This window comes from Ornithinimicrobium faecis, from assembly GCF_023923225.1.
Lineage (GTDB): Bacteria > Actinomycetota > Actinomycetes > Actinomycetales > Dermatophilaceae > Ornithinicoccus > Ornithinicoccus faecis.
The window spans coordinates 4485796-4506164 of the sequence record NZ_CP099489.1; the positions used below are offsets into that span (position 1 = coordinate 4485796).

Genomic DNA, 20369 nt, shown 5'->3' on the forward strand with positions numbered 1-20369 from the left:
AGGTGGTGCGGGTCGGGCGCAGACCTCCCTGTCCAGCCCGTCCTGAAGGACAAGGAGCGCGAGGGGTCGTCGTATTCCGAAGACAGGTCAGCCCCGGGCCAGGTGGTCCCGGGGCTGAGCCTGCGAAGTGATCGGCGGTGACGCCTGCGGCTAACGGTCAGTCGTCGTCCCAGTCGTCGTCATCATCGTCGTCGTCGTCATCGTCGTCGTCGTCATCATCGTCGTCGTCGTCCCAGTCGTCATCGTCGTCATCGTCGTCGTCATAGGGCGGGGGCGGGGGCGGGGGCGGCTGGGCCGGCGCAACGGGCGGCGGGGAGACGGCCTTCGGCGGCTGAGCGGCCTCCTCCCGGGCCTTCTCGGCCGCAGCCTCCTCCTCGGCCTTCTTCTGCGCGGCAGCCTCTTCCTGGGCCTTCTTCTCCGCGGCGGCCTCCTTCGCCGCCGCCTCCTCCTTGGCCTTCTTCTCCAGGGCCGCGATCTCGGTCCCGGCGCTCTCTCGAGCCTTGGCGAACTGCTCGTTCAGGGCGTCGGGGTTGGCGAGCAGCACCTCGCGCGGCTGGTTGTGCCAGACGTCCAGCACAGCCTGCAGCCCGACGAAGGCCGCGGCATAGCTGTCCGAGAAGGTCTCGTCGTCAGGGGCGATGGGCTCACCGGGGTGGGCGGGGCCGGAGTTGGTCCCGCTCGTCGAGTCGGCGGCGCCGATCTGGACTCCGGCGGTCTGGACGTCGGTGTCGCTCTGGCCCAGGAAGAGCCAGGCGCTGAGGGCAGCGACCAGGGTCAGTGAGACGAACGATGCGATCAACTTCATGGCTCCAGTGTGGCCCCTGAATCTTTCCCCTCGATGAGACGCAGATGAGAGGACTCTCATTTTCGGGAGCTGAGCCCCCTGTGCGTGGTGGTGTTCGGGGGTCCACGGGGGCGGAGCCCCTGTGCGTGGTGGTGTTCGGGGGTCCACGGGGGCGGAGCCCCTGTGCGTGGTGGTGTTCGGGGGTCCACGGGGGCAGAGCCCCTGTGCGTGAGCCGTGGTGCGTGTTAGACCTCTTTGAGGCGATAGCCTACGCCGCGGACCGTGTCGAACCGTTCAGCTCCGAGTTTGTTGCGCAGATAACGGATGTAGACGTCGACAACATTCGAGGCGCCGTCGAAGTCGTAGCCCCACACGCGGGAGAGCAGCTGCTCGCGTGAGAGCACCTGACCAGGATGCTCGAGGAACTCACGCGCCATCGCGAACTCGCGTGGGGACAGCTCGACCTGGGCGCCGTCCACCGTCGCGACCCGTGTCGTGACATCCAGGCTGAGGGTGCCGTGGGTCAGGACGGTCGACTCCTGGGCACCGGCTCGCGGCCGCAGCCGGGTGCGGACCCGCGCGAGCAGCTCCTCGAACTTGAACGGCTTGGTGAGGTAGTCGTCGGCCCCGCCCTCGAGGCCGGCCACCGTGTCGGTGACCGCGTCTCTGGCGGTCACCATGATGATCGGGATCTCGTGCTCGAGGGTGCGCAGGACCCGCAACACGGTGAACCCGTCCATCTTGGGCATGCCCACGTCGAGCACCAGCAGGTCGTAGTCACCGCTGGACGCGTGCTCGAGCGCGCTGACGCCGTCACCGACCACGTGGGTCTGGTAGCCGGCGGCCTTCAACCCCTTGGCGACAAAGAGCGCGATCCGCTCCTCGTCCTCGGCGATCAGAATGTTGGCCATGGGCTAAGCATCACATCTCGCCGGGGATCCACATCCGGAAGGTGCTCCCCAGGCCCGGGGTGGAGTCGAGGGTCACGGTGCCGCGGTGCCCCTGGGCGATGGCGACGACGATCGGCAGGCCCAACCCCGAGCCGTCCACGGAGCGGTGGTGCTCGCTGCGCCCGAAACGCTCGAAGATCCGCTCCGCCTCCTCCGGTTCGATGCCGGCGCCGTTGTCGCGCACCGTGAGCACGAGATAGCGACGCGCCGGTGTCTGCACCTGCTCGAGCACCTTGTCGGTGGGCTGCGCCCAGTCCACCCGGAGCTCGATCCGGCTGCCTGCCTCAGAGAACTTCGCGGCATTGGCCGCCAGCTGGATGACAGCCTGCTGCAGGCGTTGCCGGTCCGCCAGGATGGTGCCGGTGGCGTTGACCGAGGTGTCCCATTCCCGGTCGGCGAGCATGTGCGCGCGGTCCTGCAGGTCATGGCCCAGTGCCTGGACATCGACAGGGGCGAACTCGACGAAGTCCGGCCGCTGCGACTTGGCCAGCAGGAGCAGGTCGTCAACCAGCCGTTTCATGCGATCCAGCTCATCCAGGACGAGATCGCGCGTCTGGTCGACATCCTCGGCGTCGCCGACCTCCATCAGCTCCAGGTTGCCCCGGATGATGGTCAGCGGGGTCCGCAGCTCGTGGGCTGCGTCGTCCAGGAACTGCCGCTGGTCGGCCACGCCGGCCTCCAACCGATCGAGCATCTGGTTGAAGGTGTGGGCCAGTTGCGCGACGTCGTTGTCAGCGGCCCGGATCTCCACGCGCTGAGTGAGGTCCTCGGTGTCGATGGTCGCGGTGGCCTTGCTCAGGTCGGTCAACGGGCGCAGCAACCGACCGGTCACGACATAGCCGGTGGCGCCGGTAACCAACACCGTGCCGAGCGCGACCAGGGCGTAGGTGCCGACCTGGGCCCAGATCTGTCCACGCTGTGCCCCCGCATCGATGGCGATGACGGCGATGCCCTCACGGTCATCGCCCGGGAGGGAGACAGAGGCGACCACCATGCGCAGATCGTGATCGTCCAGGGCGAAGTCTGTGATGACGGCCCGTCCCGGCTCGTGCAGGCGCTCGACCTCCTGCTTCACCGCCGGGACGTTGAGTTCAAACGGCCGCTCACTGCCGCCGGGGATGAAGGCCGTCGAGCCATCGATCAGCGTCAGCATCGACTCGTGGTCGCCGGGCACGGACACCGTCAGGTAGGCCTCGAAGAGTGCGTAGAGGTCCTGGTAGGGCACATTCTCCGCGCTGTCCGGGGGCCCGCCAGTGGCGATGCCGCGGATCTCACTGACCTCCTGCTCCAGCTCGCTCTCGATGCGGTCGTTGAGCTGGTTGAACTGCACGGCGAAGGTCACGACTCCGGCCACCACGAGGCCGAGGGTCAGCATCACGAGCACGAGCGAGATCACCCGGACCCGGACCGACCACGACCGGCCGATCCTGCGGGGGGTCGTGCTCTGCGGCATGGCCACACTGTAGGCGACCCGCCCGTTTCGTCCTGGCCTGCTGCGTCGCCGACGGCCCCGCGCGGAGGTCAGTGGGTGAACAGGGCGCTGTAGGCGTTGAGCGCTGGCTGGCCCCCGAGGTGGGCATAGAGCACGTTGGAGCTCTTGCTGATCTCGCCCTGGGTCACCAGGTCGATGAGGCCGGCCATCGACTTGCCCTCATAGACCGGGTCGAGGATGACGCCCTCCTGGGATCCGGTGAGCCGGATCGCGTCGAGCGTGGACTGCACCGGGATGCCGTAGTAGTCACCGGCCCACCCCTCCAGGACGGTGATCTCCTCGTCCGCCAGCTCGCGACCCAGACCGATCAGCTCGGCGGTGTTGCGGGCGATCCGGGCAACCTGGGCTCGCGTCTCCTCGATCTTGGCCGAGGCGTCGATGCCGATGACCCGGCGCGGGCGGTCCTGGCCGGCGAACCCGGCAATCATTCCGGCGTGGGTCGAGCCGGTCACCGAGCACACGATGATGGTGTCAAAGAAGACGCCGAGCTCCTGCTCCTGCTGGGCCACCTCGTGTGCCCAGTTGGCGAAGCCCAGCCCGCCGAGCCGGTGATCGGAGGCCCCGGCCGGGATGCCGTAGGGTCTGCCGCCACGCTCGCGCACATCGTCCATGGCCTGGGTCCAGCTGTCCTTGAAACCGATGCCGAAGCCCGACGGGTCGAGACGCACCTCGGCACCCATGATGCGCGAGAGCATGATGTTGCCGACGCGGTCGTTGACACTGTCCGGCCAGTCGACCCACTTCTCTTGCACGAGAACGGCTTTCAGCCCGAGGTGGGCCGCCAGTGCGGCGACCTGACGGGTGTGGTTGGACTGGTAACCGCCGATCGAGACGAGTGTGTCGGCGCCCTGCGCCCGGACGTCGGGCACGATGTACTCCAGCTTGCGGGTCTTGTTGCCACCGAAGGCCAGACCACTGTTGACATCCTCGCGCTTGGCCCAGATGCGAGCCCCGCCAAGGTGCTCGCTGAGCCGGTCGAGCGGGTGGATGGGGCTGGGTCCGAACAGGAGCGGGTAGCGCTCAAAGTCATGCAGGGCCATCGGAGTCTCCATCGTGTCGTGGGTCAGGTTTGTTGCCCTCCGTATGCCGAGGCTCGGCCAGGGAGGCGAGCAGCGGCTCGAGGGTGCACCAGGTGTCGAAGGACACGGCTGCCGCGGCCTCCGCGTCGCCGGCCGCGCACAGCTCGACCATCTGGCTGTGCAGGGCGACGGAGGCCCGACCGGCGAGCGAGCCGAAGCGCAGCCGCTCCACCCGTCGGAGCGTGGGCGTGAACTGCTCCAGGACCGCAATCACCGCACGGTTGGCGGCGGCGCGGACCGGGACGGCGTGAAAGGCGTCGTCAGCGGCGAGGGCGTCGTCCACGTTGCCCGCTCGCAGTGCCTGGGCGAACTCCTCGTTGGCGGTGCGCATCTGCTCCAGGTCTCCCTCGGTGAGCTGACCCACCGCCTCGCGCACCGCCAGTTGATGCATCGCGGCAACGACCGCCTGCGCGTCGCGGACCGCAGAGGCGTCCAAGCCTGCGACCTCGGTGGAACGTCCCGGCCGAGTCACCACCAGACCCGCCTGCGCCAGCCGCAGCAGCGCCTCCCGCACCGGGGTCCGGCTCACCCCCAGCCAGGTCGCGAGCTCGAGGTCGCGCAGCTTCTCGCCGGGCACGAAGGTGCCGTTCACAATCGCATCGCGCAACTGGCTGTAGACGTCATCCCGCAGCAGGTTGCGGGCGACCGACGCAGAGGTAGTAGGGATCGGCATGCAATATATTGCAGCACGGATCACAGCCCCGGTCAAGACGTTCGAGACCCAGACAAGCATCCGGGTGGTCACAGCAGACGGCTGGCCAGGGGCCGTACGAGACCTTTATCAGAGTGCGGGTGGGCCGTACGAAACCTCTACGAAAATGCGGGTGGGGCGTACGAAACCTTTATCAAAATGCGGGTGGGACCGCGCAGACGCCGTCCTCGCAGACGACGGCGTCCGGCGAGCCGAGGGACACCAGCCCGCCGCTCAGGGGTGCCGTCTCCGCGGCCTCGTCCTGGTCGACCTCGTCGGGCGCACCCTCGGCAGACGGGGTGCTCATGCGCTGGCCCTCTCGTCCCAGGCCTGGGTGAGCGCCTGCACGAACGCGTCGCTCTCCTGGGCGCCGGAGACGCCATACTTCTGGTCGATCACAAAGAAGGGCACGCCGCTGATGCCGTAGGCGCGGGCCTGGTTCATGTCGGCGCGGACATCGGCGAGAAACTCCTCCGACTCCAGGGCGGCCAGGACCTCGGCCCGGTCGAGACCGACCTCGGCCGCCAGGTCCGCGAGGTCCTCGGCGCGGCCGATGTGCCGCCCCTGCTCGAAATAGGCCTTCAGGAGGCGCTCCTTGAGCTGCGCCTGCAGCCCCTTGGCCTTGGCGAGGTGCAACACCTGGTGGGCCCGCAGCGTGTTGGTGTGGACGACCTTGTCGAAGTCGTAGTCGAGGCCGACCGAGCTGGCGATCGATGTCACCTGAGCGAGCATCCCCTCGACCTGATCGACCGGCATCCCCTTGCGCTCCGAGAGGAACTCGGTGGTGCTGCCCTCGAAGTCGACCGGGGTGTCGGGGCTGAGCTCGAAGGAGTGGTACTCGACCTCGACCTCACGCCCCTCGGCGGAGAACTGGTCAACGGCACGCTCAAACTTGCGCTTGCCGATGTAACACCACGGGCAGGCGATGTCGGACCAGATGTCAACCTTCAGCGGAGCACTCATGTCAGTTTCAACGAACGGGCTGGAGAGGTATTCCCGTGCCCGGTGTGCGCCGCCGTTGCCCCACCGGTGCGCGCCGCCGTTGCCGTGCCGGCCTGCACGGCTAGATTGGCGGGGTGGTGGCGGACGAGGAGGTGCCGCAGCGGACGACGATCTATGACGTCGCCCGCGCGGCTGGTGTGAGTGCCTCCACCGTGTCCCGCGCCTTCGCCCGACCGGGGCGGGTGAGCAGCACGACGGCTGCTCGGATCCACGAGATCGCCACCGACCTCGGCTATCGGCGCGACACCGTCTTTCGCCCGGTCTCCCCGAGCCGGACCCGGGTCATCGGCCTGGCGGTCAGTGACATCACCAACCCGTTCTACTTCGGCATCATCCGCGGCGCCGAGCGAGCCGCCGCCACCGCCGACTTCACCCTCATGGTGGGCGACGCGCACGAGTCGGCCGAGGCCGAGCGGCGGATGCTCAACCGGCACCTGCCCCTGGTCGACGGCATGGTCATCACCTCGAGCCGGCTGTCCGACCAGGAGCTGCGCAGCCTGGCCCGCCGTGTCCCGGTCGTGGTGCTCAACCGCAAGGTCACCGGTCTGCCCTGCGTCGTGCCGGACAACGCCCGCGGCATCCGGCGTGCCGTCGAGCACCTGGGGGCGCTCGGCCACTCCCGCATCGGCTATCTCGCCGGGCCGGAGGCGTCCTGGGCCGACGGGATGCGGTGGCGTGCTGTGCGTGAGTCGACCCTGGAGCTGGGGCTGGAGGACGTGCGGATCGGGCCCATCCACCCGACGGTCGCCGGCGGGCGGGGGGCAGCGCGCCGGGTCATGGAGCAGCAGCTCTCGGCGGTGATCTGCTACAACGACCTGCTGGCCGTCGGTGTGCTGCGCGGCATCGCAGACCTGGGGGCCCGCGTGCCGGAGGACGTGAGCGTCATCGGCTTCGACAACACCCAGGCCGCCGAGCTGGTCGGGTTGACCACGATCGCCTCGCCCTCGGTCCTGCTCGGGGAGACGGCGGTGCTCTACATGGTCGGGCTGGTCAAGGGCACGACCCAGAGTCGGGACGCCCTGTCCGTCCTGCCCGTGCGCCTGGTCACCCGCCAGTCCACCGCCCCGCGCCGCTAGGCGCGCGGGCAACTTATGGCAATCGCACCCCCGAGGCCGCCGGGAGTGGATTAATCCGAGGGAGAGTCCCCACAACAACCCCGCCCACGTCTGGACCGGCGGCACGCAGATAGGTCACCACCCATGTCGTTGGAGCTGCACCCCGACCGGCTGTTCCCCGCGGACCCCACGGTCCGGGACATCGCGCGCGAACTGTATGACTCGGTCTCCACCCTGCCGATCATCTCCCCGCACGGCCACGTCCCGCCGCAGTGGATCGCCGACGACGTCGCGTTCGAGGACCCGACCTCGCTGCTGATCACGCCCGACCACTACATCACCCGGCTGCTGCACGCCAGCGGTGTCGACCTGGCCGACCTGGGGGTGAGGACACACCTCGATGCCGACGCTGCCCGCCGGGCGTTCCGGCTGCTCTGTGAGCACTGGCCGGTCTTCCGTGGCACCCCGATGCGCTATTGGTTCGAGTCCCAGCTGGTGGAGGTCTTCGGGGCCTACCTCGAGCCCAGTGCCACCTCGGCCGACGCGCTCTATGACCGGATCAGCAGCTGGATCGAGGCACCCACCTCACGGCCGCGGGCCCTGATGCAGCAGTTTGGCATCGAGTTCCTGGCCACGACCGACGACCCGTGCGACGACCTGGCCCACCACGCCAGGATCGCCGGTGACGAGAGTTTCACCCCGCGGGTGGTGCCGACCTTCCGCCCGGACGTCTATCTGGAGCCGGCCCGGAGCACCTGGGTCCCGGCGGTCGACCGGCTCGCCGAGGTCAGCGGGATCGACACCGGCGACTATGCCGGCTGGGTCGCCGCGATGGAGGACCGTCGCGCCTATTTCCGCGAGCACGGCGCGGTCTCCACCGACCACTCACACCGCGACCTGGGCACCCAGCGGCTGCCGGCGGCCGAGGCCGAGACGCTGTATGCCGAGGCGCGGGCCGGGCGGATCAGCGTCACCGATGGTGACCGGTTGCGCCGGCACATGGTGGACGAGATGGCCCGGATGGCCACCGAGGACGGCCTGACGATGACCCTGCACCCAGCGGTGCACCGCAACCACCACGGCCCGACGCTGGAGCGGTTCGGTGCCGATGTCGGTGCCGACATCCCGATCGGCGTCGAGGTCACGCAGGCCCTGGCGCCACTGCTGGGGCGCTATGGCACCCACCCGAACCTCACGCTGGTGGTCTTCACGATCGACGAGACCGTCTACAGCCGCGAGCTCGCACCGCTGGCTGGGTTCTATCCGGCGCTGCGGATCGGTGTGCCGTGGTGGTTCATCGACGCCCCCGACGCGATCCGGCGGTTCCGCGCGGCGGTGTCCGAGACCGCTGGCTTCACCCGCACCTCGGGCTTCATCGACGACACCCGGGCCTTCCTGTCCATCCCCGCCCGCCACGACATGTCACGGCGGCTGGACTGTGCCCACCTGGCCGAGCTGGTCGCCCAGCACCGCCTGGGCCTCGACGAGGCCGCCGAGACCGCGCGCTACCTGGTGGTTGACCAGCCGCGCCAGGTCTTCGGGATCTGAGCTCCCGAGCCGGGCGACGGCATACGGCTCAGTCGTTGCGGTTGCTCGGCTGGGGCTCCTCCGGGAGGGTGACCAGACCCGCCTCGGTCAGCTCGGTCAGCCACGGTGCCTGTGGCCACCGTCCCCACCGCTCCCGGAACAGCTGGGCATCGGTGGTGGCCGAGGCCAGGTGCGCCTCGTCCGGCTCGTCGGTGTCCTGGTGCTGCCGGTATGCCGTGGCGCCGGGCACCAGACGCACGGAACCACCGGCGTCGGTCACCGCGGCAGCCAGGTCGGTGTCGTGTCCGAGGCCGCCGACGTAGTCCGGGCAGAGCCCGCCCACCGACTCCAGGTCAGCTGTGCTGATCGCCAGGACTGGGCTGCTGAACTGGTCGGGGTCAACCACCGCGTCCCCGAGCTCGGGTCGCAGGGGCAGCACGGGGTGACGCTCGGCCGCCCGGACCCACTCCTCCAGGCGGGTGAACTCATAACCCTCCGGCGGGGCGGGCCGCAGCCGCTGCACCATCGGCGCCCACAGGGTTGGTCCGGCGGGGGTCGGCCCGCTGGGAGTCGACCCGCTGGGAGTCGGCCCCTCCTGGTCCGCGGTGGCCAGGTGGTCGTGGAGCTGCTCGAGGAACCGGGGCCCGGGGATGCAGGTCACGTCGATCAGGACGAGCAGCTCGGCGCCGGCCTCCACGGCCCGCTCCACCCCGAGCTGCAGACCGCGTGCCGTCGGCAGTTGCTGCCGCACGGTCGGCAACCCAGCGATCAGCGTCGTCCAGCGGTCGCTGGTGATCGGCAACTGGCCCTGACTGACCGTGCGGTCCGCGAGCGCGACCACCACGTGGAACTCCGGCACCTCAGCGCCCAGGGAGAACCCGCTGACCTGGTCGAGGACCTCGTCGTGCTGACGACGGACCGTGGTGATCAGGGCGGTCCGCAGTCGCGTCAAGAGATCCTCCGCTCATCGACAGACAGGATCTCCACGCGCTCTTCCTCGGTGAGTCCGCCCCAGACGCCGTAGGGCTCGGGGACGCTGAGGGCGTGCTCGCGGCACTGCTCGATGACCGGGCAGGCCGCGCACAGCTTCTTGGCGCGGGCCTCGCGGGCTCGTTTGACTGATCCGCGCTCACCGTCGGGGTGGAAGAAGAGCTCTGGGCTGCGCGTGCGGCACAGCCCTTCGTGCTGCCAGTCCCACTCGGTGCCCACGGGGTGGATCGGGGAGGGTTCGTGCATGCTTGCCCCTACTGTCTGTCTGGGGCGACCGGTCGGGAAGGTCGCGCGGTGATCCACAACCCGGTCGGCTGTTCTGAGGCCCCACTGCTCGAGGCGGTTTCAGTATCGCCTGAAACACCCGGCAGAGCAATATTCGCCCCACGTCTCGGGCGGGGGTCTGCCGTCAGCCGGTCTCGGACACCAGGGGCACGTCGCCGTCGGGGACCAGGTCCTCCGGGTGACCCATCAGCCGCCCGCCCTCGACGATGTGGGCGGCCACGTCCCGCAGCTTGGTGTTGCTCTCCTGCGACTGGCGCGCCAGCACCGCAAACGCCTGGTCCACCGTCAGGTCATAGCGCTGGACCAGCATCCCCTGGGCCACCCCGATGAGGTGGCGCGAGCGCAGGGCCTCGCGCAGTCCGCTGACCTCACGAGAGACCCCGATCGCGCCGCCGGCGTGGGCGGCGAAGACGAGCGCCTCATCGAGGTCGTTGCGGGAGAAGGCACCGACCTGGCTGGCATAGAGGTTGAGCGCCCCCAACAGCTCGTCCTCGGAGTCCAGCAGCTGCACGCTCAGGACCGAGCGGATGCCGAGCTCGGCGACGCGGGGGGACCACCGCGGCCACCGGCGGTCACTCCGGGTGTCGGAGATGATGTAGGTCTCGTTGTCGAGTGAGCTCTGATGGCAGGGGCCCTCGTCGAGCTCCTGCTGGAGCCGATCGGCCTGGTGCACGACCGGCCCCGTGGACGCGGCAGCCTCGGCAACGGACCGGTCACCGCGCAGCGAGACCCCTGCCCAGTCGCAGCCGGGCACGGCCTGCACCGCGAGCTCGACGATGCGCTGCAGCGTCAGCGGCTCGTCCTTCTGGGCGAGGAGATCACGACTCAGGTCTGCATAGAGTGCGGCGCGCTCATCCTGATTCATGGTTCCTCCCCGGCCCCGCGGTGATCAACGGGACATGTCGTGATGTGTCGGGCCAGCCTACGGTGTCCTGCCACGAGGGTTCTGCCACGATGCCCGGGTGAGCACCCTCCCCCAGGACCTGACCCAGCAGCTGCACGACCTCTATCGTCACCTGCACGCCCATCCTGAGCTGTCCATGCAGGAGAGCGTCACCGCGACGCTGATCGAGGAGCGGATGGGGGTCCTGGGATGGCGCACCCTCAGGTGTGGCGGCACGGGTGTCGTCGCGATCCTGGAGAACGGCGCTGGCCCGGTGGTCGGGTTCCGCGCCGACACCGACGCGCTGCCGGTCGCCGAGGAGACCGGCCTGCCCTATGCCTCGACCGCGCGCGGCACGCTGCCCGACGGCACCGACGTGCCCGTGATGCACGCGTGCGGTCACGACACCCACATCACGGCGGCGATCGGGGCCGCGACCCTGCTCACCGAGCGTCGCGAGGACTGGTCGGGCACGGTCGTCCTGGTCTTCCAGCCAGGCGAGGAGACCGCGGCCGGGGCCGTCGCGATGTTGGCGGATGGCCTGTGGGACAAGGCTCCTCGCCCCGAGGTGATGTTTGCCCAGCACGTCTCGAACGGGCTGGCCGGGACGATCCGCCTGAGCAGCGGGCCCGCGATGGCGATGGCCGACTCGCTGGAGGTGACGGTCCACGGCACAGGTGGCCACGCGTCACGGCCTGCTGACACGGTCGACCCGGTGCTGCTGGCCGCGCACATGGTGGTGCGCCTGCAGGGGATCGTTTCCCGCGAGGTGTCCGCCCAGGAGGCTGCGGTGGTGTCGGTCGCGACCTTCCACGCCGGACTGAAGGAAAACATCATCCCGAGCCAGGCGGTGTTCACGGTCAACATCCGCTCGCTCGAGCAGTCGGTGCGGGAGCGGTTGCTCGCGGCAGTCCGCCGGGTGCTCTCCGCCGAGGCCGCGGCGTCCGGGGCGCCCGAGCCGGACGTGCGTGAGCTCTATACCTTCCCGCTGCTGGCCAACGACCCCGCGGAGACCGCGCGGGTGACCACGGTCCTGGCCAACACTCTGGGTGCCGACCTGGTGGCGCCCCGGCCGGCCCAGATGGGCAGCGAGGACTTCGGTGCGCTGCCGGACGCGCTCGGGATCCCCGGCGTCTACTGGTTCTTCGGCGGCCTCGCGCAGGAGGTCATCGACGCTCCCGAGCCGACGCCCTCCAACCACTCCCCACACTTTGCCCCGGTGCTTGAGCCGACGCTGAGCACGGCGACGACCGCTGCCTACGCCGTGATCCGCAGCCACCTCGCCTGACTACTCTGTGATGGGACCGAGGTAGACCCAGCGACCGGCCCTGCGCACGAAGTGGCTGCGCTCGCCGAGCTCACCACGCTGGTTGTCCGGTGCGGGCGTCGACCAGGCGGCGCGGTAGGTCACGAAGCCCTCCTCGTCATCCTCGCCGCCGGCCGTGACCTCCCGGACCGTCAGCCCGGTCCAGCGGATCGAGGGCTCCGGCTGGGTGTCGGCCGGGCGGGTCCGGGGGTGCCAGGTGCGGAAGATGTGGTCGTCGACGCCGAGCGCATAGGCGCTGTAGCGCGAGCGCATCAGGGCCTCGGCGGTGGGCGCCGGGAGACCGTCACGCACATACGGTCCGCAACACTCGGCATACGGCTGACCGGTCCCGCAGGGGCAGGTGAGGCTCTCTCGCCCGGTCGGATTGCTCACTGGGCGACAGTAACCCGGGGGATGACCCGGGACGCCACCAGGGAGAGCGCGGTGACCAGCACCGCCACGGAGTGGTAGGTCAGCAGGTTGGGCACGGCGGTCGCCCACAGGTCGCCGTCGGCGAGGGTCGCCACCAGGGGCGCCCACGCGGCCGCGGTGCTCACCAGCAGGGCCGTCACCGCCGTGCCGACGTCGCCCCGCAGGCCAATGAGCACCAGGACCAGCAGGGCCGTGATGAGCGTGGCCACCGGCAGCGGCCACGCGAGGCCGGCCAGCCCGGACGCGCCCAGGCTCAGCAGCGCGGTCACCAGCACCGACCACGCCGACAGGGCGATCGCTGCTCGGGGCCGGAAGGGGGCCAGGACCAGTGCCGCGGCGTGGGTGGCAGCAAGCAGGAACGCGAGGGGGACGAAGACGTCATACAACGTGGCGAGCAGCGGGATGCTCACCGCCGTGACGGCGACCGCGAGCAGGCCTGACAGCAGCCCCTGCCACACGCCGGGCCGCAGCCGGGATCCGGGACGGTCCAGGGTCACAGCGGTCGCGCCGCCCCCGTGAGCCCTCTGCTCCCCACTGTTGGCTCGCTGCCCGTGGTTGGTGCCAGCTCGCACGGTCGCCAGGACCACCGCGGCACTGGACGTCGTCGTCGGGTGGGTCGTCGTGCCGCTCATCGGTCACTCCCGTCGCCGGCAGCAGACCAGTGCCCGCCGATCAGGATGCGGGCCACGCTCGCGTCGGCGAGGGCACACAGACGGGTCACCACGGGGGCGAGGAGGAGCAGGATCACTCCGGAGACGAACATGGTGCCGGCTTCGGCGAGATAGCGGTTCGAGCCGAGGTCGAGTCCGGCGCCGTGCACGAGCAGCCAGGCCACCCCGTTGTAGTCATCGCGCGGCAGGAAGACGCCCCAGATGAACCATGTGACGCCGCCGAGGCCGGCCGCGAGCCAGCTGACCGGGACGACGAAGGTGAAGATCCGCAGCGGCAGCGTGATCAGCGTGCCGTGGAGCAGCTCGCGCCAGGCCTGGGCGTCGAGGAGCATCGAGAGCACGCGACGCCGCGAGGACCAGCGGTGGACCGGCTCGGCCACCGGGTCGCCCCAGCGGCGCAGCAGCTCGCGGTTCTCCCGCGCAAACCAGCTCGCGGTGAGCAGCGCGAACCCGAGGATCGGCAGCCCGATCCACAGCACAGCGGTGGACACACCGAGGACGAACAGCGTCAGGAGCAGCACAAAACTGAACAGGCTCAGGAAGAATCCCGAGGTCAGGTAGGCCAGGTCCGGCCCCACCGACCGCCAGGACAGGCGAGCGACCCGGCGATCGCGGTGCCCGGCCCCGGTGGAGTCCCCGGTGGAGGGCCCAGTGGCGGACCCGGTGGCGGACCCGACGGGCATGGTGGCGGGCAGGCCGGTGGGTTGCCGGTCTCGGGTGAAGGTCTGCTGTGTCATACCTAAAACCTAGGAACGACCGGGGCTCCCAGACATCACCCATCCGACCCTTTTCGGGTGATACCTAAGGGTGAGTTGACCCCGGATCGTCCGGGATGCGGCCTAGCGTGGCGTCCATGATTCACGAGTTGTCCCCGCGCGAGGCGCGTCGCATCGCCGTCCGCGCCCAACTGCTGGATGCCCCTCGCCCGACGGACCTGCTCGAGGTGGCCCGGCAGCTCGCCGTGATCCAGGTGGACCTGACGGCGACCGTGGCGCCCAACGCCGACCTGGTGTTCTGGAGCAGGCTAGGTGCCGCCTACTCCCCTGACGATCTGGATGAGGCGGTGGCGAGCCAGCGGTTGATCGAGGTCCAGGGCATGTTGCGCCCCGGGTCAGACCTCGAGTTGTTCCGCCGGGCGATGCAGACCTGGCCAGGGGTGGGTGACGTCGAGCCGTTTCGGCAGAGCATGGCCGAGTGGGTCGAGGACAACGAGATCTGCCGTCAGGACATCCTGGAGACGCTGCGGGCGGATGGCCCGCTGCCGGTTCGCGATCTGCCCGACACGACGGTGCGTCCCTGGCGCTCCAGCGGGTGGAACAACAACCGCAATGTGCGGATGCTGATCGAGATGATGGAGGCACGCGGCGATGTGGCTGTGGCCGGGCGAGAAGGACGTGACCGGCTGTGGGACCTGGCAGAGCGGATCTATCCCGACGGTCCGAGCCTCCCCGTCGACGAGGCCCTCGCGATCCGCGCCCAGCGCCGTCTCGCAGGGCTCGGCATCGCCCGGGAGAAAACCACCGAGACGCCCGGGGAGCCCAACTCGGTCGGACCCGTCGGCGAGGAAGCCGTGATCGACGGGGTCCGCGGTCGCTGGCGCGTCGACCCTGAGCAGTTGGCGCGTCTCGGTGAGCCCTTCGCGGGACGGACGGTCCTGATCTCTCCGCTGGACCGGCTGATCTTCGATCGCAAGCGGATGGTCGATCTGTTCGCCTTCGACTATCAGCTCGAGATGTACAAGCCCGTGGCCAAGCGTCGCTGGGGCTATTTCGCCCTGCCGGTCCTGCGCGGTGACCACTTCGTCGGCAAGGTGGACGCCACCGCGGATCACGAGCACGGGACGCTGCGGGTCGATGCGGTGCACGACGACGTCGGCCTGAGCCGGACGGCCCGAGCCGAGGTTGATGCGGAGATCACGGCCCTGGCCCGTTGGCTCGGACTGGACGTCTTGTTTTCACGATAAATCCCGTGAATACTGGTCTCGGAACTGTGAGGAGGCCCGTCCGTGACCTATGTGATCGCCCAGCCGTGCATCGACATCGTGGATCGTGCCTGCGTCGATGAGTGCCCCGTGGACTGCATCTACGAGGGCGAGCGGGCCCTCTATATCCATCCGGACGAGTGCGTCGACTGTGGCGCCTGCGAGCCCGTGTGCCCCGTGGAGGCGATCTACTACGAGGACGACCTGCCGGACGAGTTCGCGCCCTATCTGCAGGACAACGCCGACTTCTTCGAGCAGGCCCTGCCGGGACGGGACGAGCCCCTGGTCTCTCCCGGTGGTGCGGCCAAACTGGGCGCACTGGGCGTCGACACCCCGCTCGTGGCTGGCAATCCACCGCAGGGATACTGACGAACCTGAGGACACGCGCGGTCCGGGTGGCACGTGCTGGGGAGAGCGACCGCGGGGACCGCGCCGCGGGCAGTCAGCCTCCGGTGGCGCCCTCAAGGTGAGCGACACACAGTGACGGCGTCACGAACGGCTCCAGTCGCGTCACCTGCAGTGTGGAGCCCTGCGCCTCCAGCGCCCCCTCCATCAGGCCGAGGTGCACGCCGCACGGCACCGCCTGGTCGTCCTGCGAGAGCGACAGGAACGGGCAGCGGTGGACCCGCACGGTCGTCCCCGCATCCTCCGACACCAACTCGGGCGCAAAGCCCGCCTCCCGCAGCAGGTGGGTGAGCCGCTCCAGCACGGCATCGCCCCCGCGCCCCCTGGCGACTCCTCCCGCTGGCGTGCGGCCCCGCTCCCCGTCACGGATCCGGGAGCGACCCCATTGCCGCCCTGCCTCGCGGGCTGCTCGGGCCGGGTCCGGTGCCGAGCTGTTCAGGGAGTCGCTCAGGACCTGCGCGATCAGCTCGTAGTTGTCCCGGCCTGGCCTCTCCTGCCGCGCCACAAAAGTGAGCGGTGGTCGGCCGGGGCCAGTGGACGTGCCGGCGCGACGCTCGACGAGCCCCTCGTCCAGGAGCCGGTCCAGGTGGAATCGCACAGTGTTCTCGTGGATGCCGGTGGCCTCCGCCAGGGCCTTGATCCCCAACCCTGCAGGGGCTTGCGCGATGGCTGCCAGCAGGTCGGCGCGCCGCTGGCCTGCACGCGAGCGCGACCCCGTCCCGGAACCGGTGACGTTGGGCCCAAGCATTTTCACAGCATACTTCTGTGGAAACCCCCGCCCCGGACCCACGACGCTCGCCCGGGCCGGGAGTCCGCGCCTCGTGAGTGCGGACAACGCCCCTCCAGGGTCGTTGTCCGCACTCATGAGGCCACTTACCAGTCAGCGGCGATAGACCGAGACGTGCGAGCCGGAGTCGGCCAAGAACTCCCCACCCGCCCAGTCCGCATGCCGCGACTCCAGGTGCAGCCCGGCAAGTTGTGCCATCAGGTCGAGTTCGGCAGGCCAGACATAACGGTGCGGCGTGCGGCTGACGGTGGCGGCCCGGCGATCCTCGTCCTGGTCGAACCGGAAGTGGTGTGAGGTCAGGCGCTGCGTGACCGGGTCAAGCACGTCCACTAGGACATAGCCGTCCTGCGCCACGCCGACCCGCGCCGACTCCCGACCGGCCGAGCCCGTCAGGTCCGGCACCCACAGCTCCACCACGAAGCAGCCGCCGGGTCGCAGGTGCGCCGCAGCATTGCGGAAGCAGGCGACCTGCTCGTCTTGCGTGAGCAGGTTGCTAATGGTGTTGAAGACCAGGTAGACGAGGGAGAACTCGCCCTCCACCCGGGTGGTCGCCATGTCCCCGTGCACCACGGGCAACGTCTGCTCACCGACCTTCTCGCGCAGCCGCCCGATCATCGGGGCGGACAACTCGATCCCCGTCACCGACACTCCACGCTCGGCCAACGGGATCGCGACCCGACCGGTGCCGACGGCAAACTCCAGGGCCGCCCCGTCACCGGCCAGCTCGGCCAGTCGGTCGACAGTGGGCCCGAGCACCTCGGGGGCCTCCATGCCCCGGCCCGGGGTGTCGTATGCCGAGGCAGCCCGGGCGTCCCACAAGTCGTCCTGCGTCAGGTGGTCCAGTCTCGTGAGGTCCATGCCTGCCATCGTCGGCGAGGAACGCACGGCAGGGCCACCGGTTTGTCGGATCAGGCCGCGATCACTGCCACCCGGTCTGGCGCTTCCACGCACGCGGCGGGTCGTAGTCCGTGTCCCAGGACATCGGCAGGTAGGCCCGACAGGTCGGCTGGCGGGGACCAGGCCAGGGCGTGCCGAACGAGCGGCGGCACGGACACACGTGCTCGGTGTTGGGATTGGTCAGCACTCGGAACCGCGGTGGTCGCAGCCCCACGGCGCAGCACGGACCACTGTCAGAGGGCAGTGCTTTGCTGGGTGCATGACCACGTGGGAGACGCATCCAGTGACCGAGGACCGTTTCGAGGACTTTGCGGACATCGTCAACCCCAACCGGCGCGAGAACCACTGCTGGTGCCTGTCCCACCGCCTGCCTGCGCCCGAGATCCGGGAGCTCAGCGGCGGCGGCACTCGGCAGGATGCGATGCGGTGTCTCACGCGTCGCGAGCACGCCCCGGGAGTGGTGACCTACCGCGACGGTCTGCCGGTCGGCTGGTGCAGCATCAGCCCGCGCACCGAGATCCCGATCATGATGGCCTCGAAGAAATACCAGGCCCTGGACGACGTGCCGGTCTGGAGCATCATCTGCGTGGTCGTGCGCGGCGGCCACCGGCGGCAGGGCGTCACGGGGCACATGCTCCAGGGCGCGGTGGCGTATGCCGAGGCGCAGGGGGCGCCCGCCATCGAGGCTTACCCGGTGGACCCGCCGAAGCGGATGGACCTCACCATGGCCTTCGTCGGCACCAAGGCGATGTTCGAGCGGGCGGGATTCGAGCAGATCGGGGTCACCGATGCGGTGGCCAGCAAGATGCCCCGGCTCGTCATGCACCGAGATCTGCGAGCCGTCGCCTAACCGTCACCAGCCGCACGCGACCTTTCGCGGGGTTCCTACGCTACTTTTCGCGGTCGCGCAGCCGGGCGGCCTGGCGGGTCAAGTGGTCCCGTTCGGCGACGCTGGTCGCCTGCCGCGCAGCCTCCGCATACAGGTCGGCGGCTCGCGCAACCTCCCCCGCCCGCTCCCGGAGGTAGGCCTGCGCCGCCGTGCGCCGCGGCACCTCGGCCGGCACCTCGCCCAGGGCACGCAACCCGGCCTGCGGCCCGTCGGCCTCACCCACCGCAACGGCCCGGTTGAGGGCGACGACCGGGCTGTCCGTCAGGGCGGCGAGCTCGTCATACCACTCGACGATCTGCACCCAGTCGGTCTCCCCGGCACTCGGTGCATCGGCGTGCAGCGCCGCGATCGCGGCCTGGATCTGGAACTCCCCCAGGCGATCTCGGGCCAGAGTCGGCTGCAGTATGCCGATCGCCTCCCTGATCAGATCGGTGTCCCACCGTCCTCGGTCCTGTTCGGTGAGGGGCACCAGGGCGCCGTCGTCCCGGAAGCGTGAGGCCCGCCGGGCGTGGTGCAGCAGTAGGAGCGCCAACAGCCCGGTGGCCTCTGGGTCGTCAGTCTGCGCGGTCAGCTCACGGGTCAGTCGGATCGACTCGGCCGCCAGGTCGACGTCGCCGGTGTAGCCCTCGTTGAAGATCAGATAGAGCACCCGTAGCACCCGTCCGAGGTCGCCACGTCCGGAGAGACCCTCGGCAGCCACGATCCGCTTGGCCCGGCTGATCCGCTGGGCCATCGTCGCCTCCGGCACCAGATAGGCCTGCGCAATCTGCCGTGTGGTGAGCCCACCGACGGCCCGCAGCGTCAGTGCCACGGCCGACGATGGCGTGAGGGAGCGGTGGCAGCACAGGAAGAGCAGCTGGAGGGTGTCGTCGGACTGTTCGGTCGGTCCGGGCAGCGGCGCCTCAAACTCGGCCTCCTCCCGCCGCCGGCGAGCGGTCTGCGAGCGGTGCGCGTCGACATACTTGCGCCAGGCCACGGTGACGAGCCACGCTCGGGGCTCACTCGGCATACGGTCTGGCCAGTGCCCGAGCGCCTCGATGAGGGCCTCCTGCACGGCGTCCTCCGCGCTCGCGAAGTCAGCCCCGCGGCGGATGAGGACACCCAGCACCTGCGGGGCGAGCGTCCTGAGATCCCCCTCCACCGACCCCACCGGGCTCAGGCCCGCGCCGCATAGCGGAGCAGCACGTTGCCGGAGTCCTCGAAGCCCCGGGAGTCGATCAGGGTCAGGTCACACGGGTCGGCAAACACCGGTGTGCCGCCGCCGAGCGCACCCGGGCTGATCATCAGGTGCAGCTCGTCAACCAACCCCTGGCCGAGCAGGGAGTGCCACAGGGCGCGACTGCCAAAGATCAGCACGTCGCCGACCCCGCGATCCCGCTCCGTCCGCACCCGGTCGGCGAGGTCGGCCCCGGACACCACCTCGGTGGTGTCGTGCCAGGGGTTGTCCGCCGGTGGCGCGTAGGAATCGCTCGCCACGAGCTTGGGGATGGCGTTGTAGCGCCTGCTCATCTCCCGGTTGACGGCACTGAGAGTCAGGTCCTGCGGGTCGGCGGGGGCCTCCGCCACGCCGGGCCAGTGGCCGCTGAACATCTCGAACGAACGGCGTCCGAGCAGCACCGTGCCTGCCGCGCAGATGCGCTCCAGGTTGTAGGCGTCAAAGGCGCCGTCCATGTTCAGGCCCATCGGGTTCCCGTCGGGCCCCTCATAGTTGCCGTCGAGGGAGATGATGTTGCTGACGATGACGGGCATGGCGCTCACTCCGTGACGGTGGGGGTCTCACCGAGGAACGGGCGGACCTCCAGCCACTCGTGGATCGGCGCGCCACCCTTGCCGGGGGCCGCGGACAGCTCAGCGGCCGCCTCATAGGCCCGCTCCTGGCTGTCCACATCGATCACCATCCAGCCCGCGATGAGGTCCTTGGTCTCGGCGAAGGGTCCGTCGGTCACCGGTGGCTTGCCCGGGCCGTCGTAGCGGACGAAGGTGCCGCCCTGCGCGAGCGCCTGCCCGTCCACGAACTCGCCGGTCTCACGCAGCCGGTCGGCGAAGTCGTTCATGAACTGCATGTGAGCGTCGATCTCCTCCTGGGACCACTGGTCCATCAGGACATCCGCGCTCGGCAGGTTCTCCGGGCCCGAGTTGCGGCGGTAGTGCTTGAGGAGCAGGTACTTGGCCATGACGATCTCCTTGGTCCGGGGTGGTCCTTCTGGCCACCCTCACCCCTGGGACGGAGCCGGTCAACCGTTCTCGACATCGCTGTCGAATA

Annotated in this window: 24 protein-coding genes; 6 read left to right on the top strand and 18 right to left on the bottom strand. The window is 69.7% G+C overall.

Annotation, left to right across the window (positions count from 1 at the left end; genetic code table 11):
- Positions 1–157: 157 nt before the first annotated feature.
- The 7 genes from NF556_RS20665 to NF556_RS20695 form a co-directional block, all read right to left on the bottom strand.
- Positions 158–805 carry a hypothetical protein gene (locus NF556_RS20665; RefSeq protein ID WP_252593164.1) on the bottom strand — a complete coding sequence of 216 codons (648 nt, stop codon included), beginning with the start codon at positions 803–805 and terminating at the stop codon, positions 158–160.
- Between the two features lie 224 nt (positions 806–1029).
- Positions 1030–1695, bottom strand: a complete 666-nt coding sequence (locus NF556_RS20670; protein ID WP_252593167.1) for a response regulator transcription factor — start codon at positions 1693–1695, stop codon at positions 1030–1032.
- 10 nt (positions 1696–1705) lie between these two features.
- Positions 1706–3187, bottom strand: coding sequence for a sensor histidine kinase (locus NF556_RS20675; RefSeq protein ID WP_252593169.1), 1482 nt, complete (start codon positions 3185–3187; stop codon positions 1706–1708).
- Between the two features lie 68 nt (positions 3188–3255).
- On the bottom strand, positions 3256–4266 hold the full coding sequence (locus NF556_RS20680) for a 1-aminocyclopropane-1-carboxylate deaminase (protein ID WP_252593172.1): 1011 nt from the start codon (positions 4264–4266) through the stop codon (positions 3256–3258).
- Complete coding sequence (locus NF556_RS20685) at positions 4253–4978, bottom strand: GntR family transcriptional regulator (RefSeq protein WP_252593175.1); 726 nt, start codon at positions 4976–4978, stop codon at positions 4253–4255. The genes NF556_RS20680 and NF556_RS20685 overlap by 14 nt, the downstream gene beginning before the upstream one ends.
- Positions 4979–5150: 172 nt before the next feature.
- The gene (locus NF556_RS20690) at positions 5151–5303 is read right to left on the bottom strand and encodes a hypothetical protein (RefSeq protein ID WP_252593176.1); all 153 of its coding nucleotides are present in this window, start codon (positions 5301–5303) and stop codon (positions 5151–5153) included.
- Complete coding sequence (locus NF556_RS20695) at positions 5300–5959, bottom strand: DsbA family oxidoreductase (protein ID WP_252593178.1); 660 nt, start codon at positions 5957–5959, stop codon at positions 5300–5302. The genes NF556_RS20690 and NF556_RS20695 overlap by 4 nt, the downstream gene beginning before the upstream one ends.
- 113 nt (positions 5960–6072) lie before the next feature.
- Here NF556_RS20695 and NF556_RS20700 point away from each other — a divergent pair, with 113 nt between their 5' ends.
- Entirely contained in the window at positions 6073–7074 is a 1002-nt protein-coding gene (locus tag NF556_RS20700) for a LacI family DNA-binding transcriptional regulator (protein ID WP_252593181.1), read from the top strand.
- A 123-nt stretch (positions 7075–7197) separates the two neighbouring features.
- Positions 7198–8601, top strand: coding sequence for a glucuronate isomerase (gene uxaC / locus NF556_RS20705; protein WP_252593182.1), 1404 nt, complete (start codon positions 7198–7200; stop codon positions 8599–8601).
- Between the two features lie 28 nt (positions 8602–8629).
- On the opposite strand, the gene NF556_RS20710 is transcribed toward uxaC, so the two are convergent.
- From NF556_RS20710 to NF556_RS20720, 3 genes are all read right to left on the bottom strand, one after another.
- Complete coding sequence (locus NF556_RS20710; protein ID WP_252593184.1) at positions 8630–9532, bottom strand: glycosyltransferase family protein; 903 nt, start codon at positions 9530–9532, stop codon at positions 8630–8632.
- Positions 9529–9816, bottom strand: a complete 288-nt coding sequence (locus tag NF556_RS20715; RefSeq protein WP_252593186.1) for a WhiB family transcriptional regulator — start codon at positions 9814–9816, stop codon at positions 9529–9531. Before NF556_RS20715 ends, NF556_RS20710 begins: the two co-directional genes overlap by 4 nt.
- Before the next feature lie 163 nt (positions 9817–9979).
- Complete coding sequence (locus tag NF556_RS20720; protein ID WP_252593188.1) at positions 9980–10720, bottom strand: GAF and ANTAR domain-containing protein; 741 nt, start codon at positions 10718–10720, stop codon at positions 9980–9982.
- Between the two features lie 97 nt (positions 10721–10817).
- On the opposite strand from NF556_RS20720, the gene NF556_RS20725 reads away from it, so the two are divergent.
- Positions 10818–12026, top strand: coding sequence for an amidohydrolase (locus tag NF556_RS20725; RefSeq protein WP_252593190.1), 1209 nt, complete (start codon positions 10818–10820; stop codon positions 12024–12026).
- Here NF556_RS20725 and NF556_RS20730 read toward each other — a convergent pair whose 3' ends face one another.
- Genes NF556_RS20730 through NF556_RS20740 form a run of 3 tightly spaced genes read right to left on the bottom strand, consistent with a single transcriptional unit; the run spans position 12027 to position 13884 of the window.
- Positions 12027–12437 (bottom strand): YchJ family protein, encoded by a 411-nt coding sequence (locus NF556_RS20730; protein WP_252593192.1) that lies wholly within the window; start codon positions 12435–12437, stop codon positions 12027–12029.
- Entirely contained in the window at positions 12434–13108 is a 675-nt protein-coding gene (locus tag NF556_RS20735; protein ID WP_252593195.1) for a hypothetical protein, read from the bottom strand. Before NF556_RS20735 ends, NF556_RS20730 begins: the two co-directional genes overlap by 4 nt.
- A complete protein-coding gene (locus NF556_RS20740) occupies positions 13105–13884 on the bottom strand; it encodes a sensor domain-containing protein (protein ID WP_252593198.1) in 780 nt (259 codons plus the stop codon). The genes NF556_RS20735 and NF556_RS20740 overlap by 4 nt, the downstream gene beginning before the upstream one ends.
- A 116-nt stretch (positions 13885–14000) precedes the next feature.
- Between NF556_RS20740 and NF556_RS20745 the strand changes: the two genes are divergently transcribed.
- Together NF556_RS20745 and fdxA are read left to right on the top strand one after the other, a co-directional pair.
- Positions 14001–15110 (top strand): DNA glycosylase AlkZ-like family protein, encoded by a 1110-nt coding sequence (locus NF556_RS20745; RefSeq protein ID WP_252593201.1) that lies wholly within the window; start codon positions 14001–14003, stop codon positions 15108–15110.
- Between the two features lie 42 nt (positions 15111–15152).
- Entirely contained in the window at positions 15153–15497 is a 345-nt protein-coding gene (fdxA, locus tag NF556_RS20750; protein WP_252593203.1) for a ferredoxin, read from the top strand.
- Between the two features lie 73 nt (positions 15498–15570).
- Here the strand turns inward: fdxA and NF556_RS20755 are convergent, their stop codons facing one another.
- Positions 15571–16281 carry a helix-turn-helix transcriptional regulator gene (locus NF556_RS20755; protein ID WP_252593205.1) on the bottom strand — a complete coding sequence of 237 codons (711 nt, stop codon included), beginning with the start codon at positions 16279–16281 and terminating at the stop codon, positions 15571–15573.
- Positions 16282–16413: 132 nt separating this feature from the next.
- Entirely contained in the window at positions 16414–17178 is a 765-nt protein-coding gene (locus tag NF556_RS20760) for a class I SAM-dependent DNA methyltransferase (RefSeq protein ID WP_252593207.1), read from the bottom strand.
- A 298-nt stretch (positions 17179–17476) separates the two neighbouring features.
- Between NF556_RS20760 and NF556_RS20765 the strand changes: the two genes are divergently transcribed.
- Positions 17477–18067 (top strand): GNAT family N-acetyltransferase, encoded by a 591-nt coding sequence (locus NF556_RS20765; RefSeq protein ID WP_252593210.1) that lies wholly within the window; start codon positions 17477–17479, stop codon positions 18065–18067.
- A 40-nt stretch (positions 18068–18107) separates the two neighbouring features.
- On the opposite strand, the gene NF556_RS20770 is transcribed toward NF556_RS20765, so the two are convergent.
- From NF556_RS20770 to NF556_RS20780, 3 genes are read right to left on the bottom strand one after another with little or no spacing between them, the layout of a single operon-like run.
- Positions 18108–19247 carry an RNA polymerase sigma factor gene (locus tag NF556_RS20770; RefSeq protein ID WP_425607056.1) on the bottom strand — a complete coding sequence of 380 codons (1140 nt, stop codon included), beginning with the start codon at positions 19245–19247 and terminating at the stop codon, positions 18108–18110.
- 14 nt (positions 19248–19261) lie between these two features.
- Positions 19262–19855 (bottom strand): dihydrofolate reductase family protein, encoded by a 594-nt coding sequence (locus NF556_RS20775; protein ID WP_252595879.1) that lies wholly within the window; start codon positions 19853–19855, stop codon positions 19262–19264.
- A gap of 5 nt (positions 19856–19860) precedes the next feature.
- Positions 19861–20280: a YciI family protein gene (locus NF556_RS20780; RefSeq protein ID WP_252593215.1), complete on the bottom strand. Its 420-nt coding sequence runs from the start codon at positions 20278–20280 to the stop codon at positions 19861–19863.
- Positions 20281–20369: the final 89 nt, after the last annotated feature.